The 9,272-nt window shown below is 51.5% G+C and carries 8 protein-coding genes and 4 tRNA genes; all 12 read right to left on the bottom strand.

What is annotated here, in order from left to right; all coding sequences use genetic code 11:
• The coding region (locus tag HUU10_13850; GenBank protein NUQ82689.1) for a hypothetical protein at positions 1-99 on the bottom strand (99 nt) is incomplete at its 3' end.
• A gap of 46 nt (positions 100-145) precedes the next feature.
• Positions 146-218 (bottom strand) — tRNA-Thr (locus HUU10_13845).
• 59 nt (positions 219-277) lie between these two features.
• Positions 278-349: transfer RNA gene (locus HUU10_13840), tRNA-Gly, on the bottom strand.
• Between the two features lie 10 nt (positions 350-359).
• Positions 360-442 (bottom strand) — tRNA-Tyr (locus HUU10_13835).
• Positions 443-457: 15 nt separating this feature from the next.
• Positions 458-530: transfer RNA gene (locus tag HUU10_13830), tRNA-Thr, on the bottom strand.
• Positions 531-607: 77 nt separating this feature from the next.
• Positions 608-1,231 (bottom strand): DedA family protein, encoded by a 624-nt coding sequence (locus HUU10_13825; GenBank protein NUQ82688.1) that lies wholly within the window; start codon positions 1,229-1,231, stop codon positions 608-610.
• A complete protein-coding gene (locus tag HUU10_13820; GenBank protein ID NUQ82687.1) occupies positions 1,228-1,722 on the bottom strand; it encodes a 2-C-methyl-D-erythritol 2,4-cyclodiphosphate synthase in 495 nt (164 codons plus the stop codon). The genes HUU10_13825 and HUU10_13820 overlap by 4 nt, the downstream gene beginning before the upstream one ends.
• Positions 1,706-2,401, bottom strand: coding sequence for a 2-C-methyl-D-erythritol 4-phosphate cytidylyltransferase (ispD, locus tag HUU10_13815; protein NUQ82686.1), 696 nt, complete (start codon positions 2,399-2,401; stop codon positions 1,706-1,708). The genes HUU10_13820 and ispD overlap by 17 nt, the downstream gene beginning before the upstream one ends.
• Before the next feature lie 10 nt (positions 2,402-2,411).
• Positions 2,412-3,449, bottom strand: a complete 1,038-nt coding sequence (gene queA, locus HUU10_13810; protein NUQ82685.1) for a tRNA preQ1(34) S-adenosylmethionine ribosyltransferase-isomerase QueA — start codon at positions 3,447-3,449, stop codon at positions 2,412-2,414.
• Positions 3,450-3,554: 105 nt separating this feature from the next.
• Positions 3,555-4,595 carry a tetraacyldisaccharide 4'-kinase gene (gene lpxK, locus HUU10_13805; GenBank protein NUQ82684.1) on the bottom strand — a complete coding sequence of 347 codons (1,041 nt, stop codon included), beginning with the start codon at positions 4,593-4,595 and terminating at the stop codon, positions 3,555-3,557.
• Positions 4,592-5,716 (bottom strand): lipid-A-disaccharide synthase, encoded by a 1,125-nt coding sequence (lpxB, locus tag HUU10_13800; protein ID NUQ82683.1) that lies wholly within the window; start codon positions 5,714-5,716, stop codon positions 4,592-4,594. Before lpxB ends, lpxK begins: the two co-directional genes overlap by 4 nt.
• Before the next feature lie 16 nt (positions 5,717-5,732).
• Entirely contained in the window at positions 5,733-9,269 is a 3,537-nt protein-coding gene (smc, locus tag HUU10_13795; GenBank protein ID NUQ82682.1) for a chromosome segregation protein SMC, read from the bottom strand.
• Positions 9,270-9,272: the final 3 nt, after the last annotated feature.

The raw sequence follows: 9,272 nt of genomic DNA, 5'->3' as shown, positions 1-9,272 counted from the left end.
GGTGATCGCTGCGGTTAAGGTGGTCTTTCCATGGTCCACGTGACCGATCGTTCCCACGTTAACGTGCGGCTTACTCCGGTCGAATTTCTCTTTTGCCATCGTCTTTTCTCCTGATTGCTAAAGGATTCTAATGTTACTGGGTTAGAGCTTGCGACCGGGATTGAACCGGTGACCTCGTCCTTACCAAGGACGTGCTCTACCAACTGAGCTACGCAAGCATGAGTCCGGATTCGAATCTGCCAGACGGATTACCACCTGACAATCTTACCGGTCACTGAGCGGGAGACGGGACTTGAACCCGCGACCAACAGCTTGGAAGGCTGTGACTCTACCACTGAGTTACTCCCGCAAAATCAGCGTGCGCAGGGAAGGGTTCGAACCTCCGTAGACTCGCGTCGGCAGATTTACAGTCTGCTGCCATTAACCACTCGGCCACCTGCGCGTGCTGTTTTTTTCGAGCTGGCAATGGGACTCGAACCCGCAACCTACTGATTACAAATCAGTTGCTCTACCAATTGAGCTATGCCAGCGGCTGAAAAAAAATAGTTTTGCCGCTTTTAAAAACAAACGGACTGCAAATTTAGAACGGGATCAGAAAGAATGCAAGTCAGGCTGGCGGATTTTTTTTACGACGGAACCACCAGATGGTGAACCAGGTCAGGGCAACCACACCGGCCAGGATAAGAACAGCCACGGACCAGGACTGGAGGTAATCGCCAATCACCCTCCAATTCCGTCCAAGCAGTTGCCCGAGTCCGAGAAGGAGTGCGTTCCAGACCAAAGCGGAGACGAGTGCAGCCAGGGTTGTTTTCCAGAAGAAGAGGTTTCCGATGCCGGCAAACAGGGAAATCACCGCCCGGATACCCGTCAGAAACCGGTTGAAAATGATCAGCCAGTAGCCAAAACGGGCAAATTTCTCGTTAACAGTCAGAATCTGGCTCTTCGGCAGGAAACTCATCCTGCCGGTCTTCATGATGCTATCGCCCAGCCAGCGTCCGATGCCATAGAGATGGATAAATCCGAGGAGTGAGCCAAGCGTGGAAAAAAACAGGGCTTCCCAGAAACTGATCACTCCCACGCCGACCAGGTAGCCGCTGAAGACAATCAGAAGGTCTCCGGGGATGGGAGGGAAAATGTTTTCAAGATAGGAAACCACCAGGATGGTCAGATAAATATAGGTATCCTTGAGGTCGGCCAGCTGATTGATGAGATCGTTGAAGAAATCGGTCATGAACCACTCACCAGCAAGGCCGTTGCATAGGCTTCAATCCCCTCTTCGGCTCCGACAAAACCCAGTTTTTCAGATGTTTTTCCTTTGATACCGATCCTGAAAACCTCCAGCCCAAGGACATCCGAGATATTTTTCTTCATGGCGGGAACATGCGGAAGCAGTTTAGGCCGGTCACAGATAACGACAGAATCCAGACTGATGATGGAAAAGCCGGCTGCCTGAATTTTTTGATGGGAATACCTGAGAAGTTCCAGTGAGTTGGCTCCTTTCCAGTCAGCGGACGAATCGGGGAACAGCTGACCGATATCACCCAGCCCGGATGCACCCAGAATGGCATCGGTGATGGCATGCAGGAGCACATCGGCATCGGAATGACCAAGCAATCCAAGGTGGAAATCGATCTTAACACCTCCGATAATAAGGTCTCTGCCGGGAACAAGCCGGTGAACATCGTAGCCAATGCCTGTGCGAAGGTTATAAATGGATGTCATGGGTAATCAGGGTAGAGACAAGATCAAAGTCGGCTCTGGTGGTTATTTTCAGATTGTAAGGAGAAGCTGGCACGCATTGAACGGGAACACCCGCTTTCTCTGCAAAAAACACATCGTCGGTTCCGGCCAGGCCCGATTGGCGGATCTGCCTTAAAACCTCAAGACCTGTCTTACGGTTAAACCCCTGAGGGGTCTGAGCAAGAAACACACCGGCTCTGGGAATCGTGCCCAGCACCTCTCCCGAATCGGAAACCTGTTTAACCGTATCACGAGAATAATACCCCGCAACCACAGCCGGATGAGTGAGAAGCACTTCTGCACACAGGCGGATGGTTTTAGGATCGACCAAAGGGCGGGCCGCATCATGAATCAGCACGCGGTCACACGAAGACAATGCCGCTTCCAGTCCGTTCGCCACTGAGTCCTGTCGTTCCGGGCCCGATTCAACCACTTCAACCGAGACGCCTTCATCCTCCATCCATTGCCTGACCACAGAATGGTAATCGGGATGAACCACCAGGATAATACGGGAAAAAACACCAGCCACAACGAACCGGCGGACGGTATGAACGATCACCGGGTCATTGCCAATAAGAAGGTACTGTTTCGGGGTGTCACTGCCAAACCGTTTACCGGAGCCACCGGCAACGATTATTGCAGCAAGAGTGGGTTCTGACATCCGCAGGCCGTCAGATAATCAGCATTCCATCGCCATAACTGAAAAAGCGGTATTCATCCTTAACTGCCTTTTTATACGCCTTGGTAATAAACTCAGGATCAGCAAAGGCAGATACCAGCATGATAAGCGTACTTTCCGGCTGATGGAAATTGGTAATCAGTTTATCGACGATTTTGAATTCATATGGGGGAAAAATGAACTTATCGGTCCATCCTTCACTGGCTTTCAGTTTCCCTTCTGCGGTCACACTGGTCTCGAGAGTCCGGACAACGGTGGTTCCCACAGCCACAATATTTTTTCCTGCATCAATGGCTTTATTTACCACCTGGGCAGTGCTGTCAGGGATCCGGTAATATTCTGAATCCATCCGGTGCTTGGTCAGGTCTTCAACTTCAACAGGGCGAAAGGTTCCGAGTCCGATATGAAGGGTGACCGGCACAATATGAACCCCTTTGGCGCGGAGCTGTTCCATCAGTTCGCTGGTAAAATGCAGGCCTGCAGTCGGGGCAGCCACTGCTCCGGTTTCGCGTGCATAAACCGTCTGATAATCGGTTTTATCAGATTCAACGGCATCCCGTTTGATGTATGGAGGGAGCGGTGTATTCCCGATCCGGGTGATAATTTCGAAAATATCATCCCCTTCGTAGAGGAAGCGGATGGTGCGGCCCCGGGAGGTGGTATTGTCGATGACCTCGGCAATCAGCCCTTCATCAAAATAAATTTTGTTACCAATCCTGACCTTTCTGGCCGGATCGACAACGACATCCCACAGTTTATTTTTCTTATCAAGCTCACGGAGCAGAAAGACTTCGATGCGGGCATCGGTCTTTTCCTTGTACCCATATAATCGTGCCGGGAATACGCGGGTATCGTTGATAACGAGGACATCACCCGACTTAAAGTAGGAAGGAAGGTCTTTAAAGGTCTTTCCATCGATGGTCTTTTTCTCGCGGTTGAGAACCATCATTCTGGCTTCATCCCGGTTTGCTAACGGGAATTCGGCGACAAGTTCTTTGGGGATTGTAAACCTGAAGTCGGATAATTTCATGCGTTTCCTCGTGACAAGACCCGGGATTTTACACTTTCCAAAACCCCTAACCTTATAAAAATAAACAATTTATTACAACGAACAAAACCAGCGACACCAAGCTGATCACGATGGGCGCACCCTTTGGATGACCTCACCGGATAATCGGGCAAGGGACGGATCGGGAACCACACGGGAAAGGACCATCAGTCCGGTAATTCCGGCCGGAAGATCCACGGCAGACCATTTCACCGCATCTTTGGCCGTCATGATTAGTGCCTCACAACCAGCTTTAAGCATCCATTGAACCACATCTGATTTTACAGGTTGGGGGTACGGTTCATGATCAGGAAAGGCCCGGGTTACCACCACGGGAAGCCGCGATTTCTGCAGGGACAAGAAAAACTGGTCAGGATCACCAATACCTGCAATGGCGGCAACCCGCCTGAACGGCAAGGAGGAAACGGGCCACTGATTTCCGGTGCTCCACTCGATGAGTGTGGCGGGTTCCTGAGCGAAAAGCGCCTGATGAACGGGTTCCGTTCTTCGGAAGACCGGCCACTCTCCCGGGGCAGTCCTTGTCCAGACCAGCCAATGGGCGCGATTTAAACCTGACACGGGTTCTCTGAAGGGACCGGAAGGCAACAGCCAGTGAGTTCCAATCCAGGACGGGTAGTCCTGAACCACAATGTCCATATCCCGGTGTAAGGCCCGGTGCTGAAAGCCATCATCCATAATGAGAACATCGGGTTTAAAATGAGCGCACAAGTGGTTGGCTGCAATCAGCCGTTTTTCGGATACCGCCACAAGAAGTCCGGGAAGGGATCGAGCCAGTTCGACAGGTTCATCGCCTCCCTGATCGGCAGTTACGAGGACGGATCTTCCATCAGAAACCAATACAAAACCGCGGGTTGACCTGCCGTAACCTCTGGAAACCAATCCGACGGTGAATCCCTCTCTGATCAGGATACCTGCCAGCCAGGCAGTAACCGGGGTTTTTCCTGTACCACCGGCGGTGAGATTTCCGACCGAGATAACCGTCACCGGCACCTTTTCAGGTTTCAGCCATCCGGTCTGCCAGGCCAGATTTCTGCACCAGATGGCCAGACCGTACAAGGCGGTCAGCGGAAGCATGATCCATTGCCAGGCTGTCCCGAACCGCTTCATTCCCAGCTGCCGTTGCCTGAAACCCGGCCCTGAATCCGACTTGCAGCCTCGCGGCTTGCAGACAGACTTCCCAGTTGTTTTCTCAGCCGGGCCAGTTTTTCGATAACCATTTCGCGTCCGGCAGGCTGATCCAGCCAGGAGAGTATCTGTTTCCGGATGGATTCCGGATTGGCTTCATGCTGAATCAGTTCGGGAACAAGCTGTTCATCGGGGATGATATTCACGAGTGAAATTCGGTCGAGGCGCAGAATGAAGCGCCCGATCAGGTAGGTAAGCCAGCTGGTTTTATAGACGACGATCAGAGGAGTTCCACATAAAGCTGTTTCAAGGGTGGCTGTGCCGGAGGCCACCACCGACAGGGTGGAATGTCCCATGAGATCATGTACTTTACCGAAAACCACCGGAATTCCTGCCTCTCCGGCAGGTTTATAAACATCTGGCGGCAGATGATTAACACCCGCCACAGCCGCAGATACCCTGCCCTGTTGGATCAGAGGAAGAACAGCATTGACCATTACCGGCAGAAGGGCACTGACTTCCTGGCTGCGGGAACCAGGCAGAAGACCGATCAACGGCCGGTCGTCTGGGAGCGAAATTGAGGAAAGAAAAGCGGATGAGGAGCCCGATACCTCAATCTGCTCGACAAGTGGATGGCCCACAAAGTGAGCACGGATTCCTGCTTTTCTGAAAAACGGTTCCTCAAAGGGCAGGATGCAAAGCATCAGATCGACATACCGTCTGATGTCCTTGAGTCTTCCCTTCCCCCAAGCCCAGACCTGAGGGGCGATGTACCAGATGACGGGAACATTATTCTGATGAAGAAACCGGGCAAACCGGAGATTAAACCCCGGATAATCAATCAGAACGGCATACACCGGCCGGCGATCGGCTACCGCCTGTTCGAGTGTTTTCTTCATTTGAAAAATGAAGGGCAGGTGCCGGATCACCTCGGTAAAGCCCATGATCGAAGTCTGGCTGATATGAAAAAACAGTTCAACACCCTCTGCCTTCATCCGGTCACCGCCCATTCCGAAGAAGGTTAGCTGAGGATTGAGAGCTTTGAGTTCACGAACCAGGTCTGCACCATGCCGATCACCCGAGGCTTCCCCCGCCAGTATCATGACTGCGGGTGGTTTTTCAGGCAGGGACATCTTCATCAAACCGGACTGAGACCAACTTGGACACCCCTTTTTCTTCCATGGTAACGCCATACAGGGTATTGGCTACTTCCATGGTTTTTTTATTGTGGGTGATGATGATAAACTGGGTGTCCTTACTGAACCGCCGGATGATTTTTGAGAAACGATCAATGTTGGCATCATCCAGTGGTGCATCCACTTCATCAAGAATACAGAAAGGTGACGGTTTTACCAGATAGATGGCAAACAGAAGCGCGATTGCCGTCAGCGTTTTCTCTCCGCCTGACAGCAAGGTGATGGACTGAGGTCTTTTCCCGCGTGGTTTTGCAATGATTTCAATTTTGGCTTCCAGCGGATCCGGATTGTCTTCGAGGATAAGATCGGCTTCATCGCCGGGTTCGAACAGGGTCGCAAAGGTTGAATGAAAGTTATCCCGGATCTGGGTAAACACATTCTGAAACTGGGTCTGTGCGGTCTGATTTATCTCATCAATCACCTGTTTCAGGTTGGCTTCGGCTCCGACCAGATCCTCGCGTTGAGAAGACATGAACTCGAATCGTTCCCTGGCAGCCTTATACTCTTCAAGGGCTCCGGTATTCACATTGCCAAGACCTCTGATCCGTTCGCGGTACCGTTTCACTTCGTCGGCAAGCCGGGCGGAATCCATGTCGGACTGATCGGTAAAGGTTTTAACTGCCAGTTCAACATTGTAATCGTCAAGAATCCGGCGTTCAAGGCTGGTGATAGAAAACTCGGTTTCCTGAATTTTAAGTTCATGCCCTGTCCGGAGGTTCAACAGAGTTTCTTTGCGGATCCGGAGGTCCCTCAGACGTGATTCAATGCGGTTGACATCGCCCCGTAATTCAGATTGCCGGACCTCGAGCTGATCGATGGTCACCCTGGATTGATCACGGGTTTCGTAAAGCGACACCAGCCGGGTTTCAGCTTCACTGATTTCCCTGATGATCAGGTCAATCTGTTGTCTGGAGTTTTGAATATCGGATAGCCGGCGGGTAATCCGGTCGGAAAGGTCTGTCTTTTGTTCCCGAAGTCGTTTCAGGTCATTGGCAGCATTTTCTGCCTGACTCTGGAAGGTAATCCATTTGGCACGTGCATCCTGCAACTGAGCCGATTGAGACGTCCATTCGGATTCCAGCTGACGCAGCGACTCCTGCATGGTGGCAGAAGATCCCTGAAGCTTTTTAAGCTCGTAAGATTTTTCATCGATATCGGGGAGCAGGTCTTCTATCTGTCCATTCAGCAGCCGGGTTTCCTGTTCCAGACGAAGGATTTCCTGTTCATCATAACCGGCACGTTTCTTCGAAGATTGAATGGAGGCATCTAACTGAGCGGCCTGTTTTTCCAGTTCTGAAACCCGTTTTCTGATATCGCGAACCACCTGATCAGAACGGGAAAGCAGCAGGGCATCCAGTCCCGATTGCAGTTGAGTGATCTCTCCTGCCGATTTTTCCTTCTTCTCTTTCCATTGGGAAATGATCCTTTCCAGATCATTCAGTTTTGCTTCCACCCCGAGTCTGGATTCCTTCTCGTTTGCAGAGGCGCCTCCCCGGATGGCCGATTGATCGCTGAAGATGAAACCGTCAGAAGTCAGAAACGTCAGGGATCCATGCTGTTTCTGCAGATTGGCTGCTGTTTCCCTGTCATCGGTAACGTAAACACCCCAACACAGAACCGCCAGCAATCCGTCGGGCAGCGACCGGGAGGAAACCACCTCCTGCAGAGGACGGGCCCCTTTCAGGACCGGCATTGACTGATCGGGACCAGAGGTGACCCGGTCGGTGAGGATAAATCCCGCAAGACCCTTTTTCTCGGATTTCAGCCAACTGAGATGTTCCAGAGCATCTTCGGCCGAGTCGGCAACCAGCAGGGAGCCACGATCGCCCAACCACCGGTTAATGACAGGGACATACCGGTCATCTGAAACCACCAGCAGATCGGCCAGCGTTTTCTTTTTCTTCAGTTTTCCCTGTCTGATCAGCAGCCGGGTTCCTTCGGGAAGATCTTCATGACTTTCCAGAACGGAAAGGAGGAAGGATTTCCGGTTTTCGTGAGTCCGTATTTCCAGATCGGAGGCATTAAGCAAGGTCCGGGCAGCATCGATCTGTTTCCGGGTTTCTTCGATCTGCGATTCGACCTGCTGCAACCGGGCTTCCTCTGCTGCAACCTGTTCCTGGGAACGTTTCAGTTCGAAGCGGATTTCATCCAGCTCAGAAGTCAGGTCATCGGATTGTTCGGTGAAGGAACTGATTTCCTTTCTGAGAACACCAATCCGGTTCTGAGCGGCATCGCGGCGGGCCACCAGTCTTTCACGCTCCGTCTCAATCTGTGAGAGGTCCCGGTTCAGTGTCTGAACCTTTTGCAGGGCTGCACCGACTTCACGGCGTTTTTCACTGACCGATTGCTCAAAGGAAGAAAAGGTTTCCTGTACCAACTGGAAAGCCGTTTCGGCAGAGGCAGCCAGTTTGGTCAGGTTTTCCAGCCGGGCTTCGGTTTCAGATTCCGGACTTTTCAGGCTGTCCAGGGTCTGATGAATTTCAGCAATTTCCTGCTCGTGCCGCCGGATGCTCTCCTCGTTGCTTCTTTTTCTTTCCCTGCGGACCGAAATGCCTTCTTCTTCACGCTGAATAGACTGAATCTGAACATTCATTTCCTTCTGGCGGATGGAAAGTTCATTCTGAATAACGGTCAGTTCCAGATTGGTCTTTTCGAGGGCAGCATCCTCGGTTATTACAGCAGTTGATTCGGTTTCCAGCTCATGAATCAGCTTATTCAGGGCTTCTTTCAGCGGATCCAGACGAAGACGGAGTGCAGAGTATTCACGTTCTGAATGGTTCAGATCGAGATCCCTCAGTTCCTTCATGTACACTTCATACAACTCGGCCTTTTTGGCCTGCCGCTCAAGCGACTGAACACTTTTCTGAACCTCGGCAATGATGTCATTGATCCGTTCCAGATCATGCCGGGTTTGTTCTAATTTCTTAAGAGCCTGTTTGCGGCGGACTTTGTATTTGGTCACCCCGGCGGCTTCTTCAAATAATTTCCGGCGATCATCGAACCGTTCTGAAAGGATATCCTCGATCATCTTTAACTCGATGACGGAATAAGCATCGGGGCCCATTCCGGTATCCATAAAGAGATCAACAATATCCTTCAGGCGGCAGGGAATTTTGTTAAGCAGGTATTCAGATTCACCCGACCGGTAAAGTCTGCGGGTGATAATAACTTCTGAGTATTCAGTAGGGAGGATATTCTTGGTGTTTTCGATGGTCAGAGAGACCTCTGACATACCAAGTGGCTTACGGGTCCGGGTTCCGTTGAAGATCACATTCTCCATTTTATCGGACCGGAGGGTGGAGGCCTTCTGTTCCCCGAGCACCCAGCGGATGGCATCGGCGACATTGGTCTTTCCGCAGCCGTTGGGCCCGACAATCGAGGTGATTCCCTGATCGAAACGGACCGTGGTCTTCTGTGCAAAGGATTTGAATCCGTGCAGTTCGAGTTTACTGAGATACATGCA

It is taken from the genome of Bacteroidota bacterium (assembly GCA_013360915.1).
Taxonomy (GTDB): domain Bacteria; phylum Bacteroidota; class JABWAT01; order JABWAT01; family JABWAT01; genus JABWAT01.
Note: the sequence above shows the minus strand (reverse complement) of the source record. Positions and strands in the feature narration are given on the sequence as shown.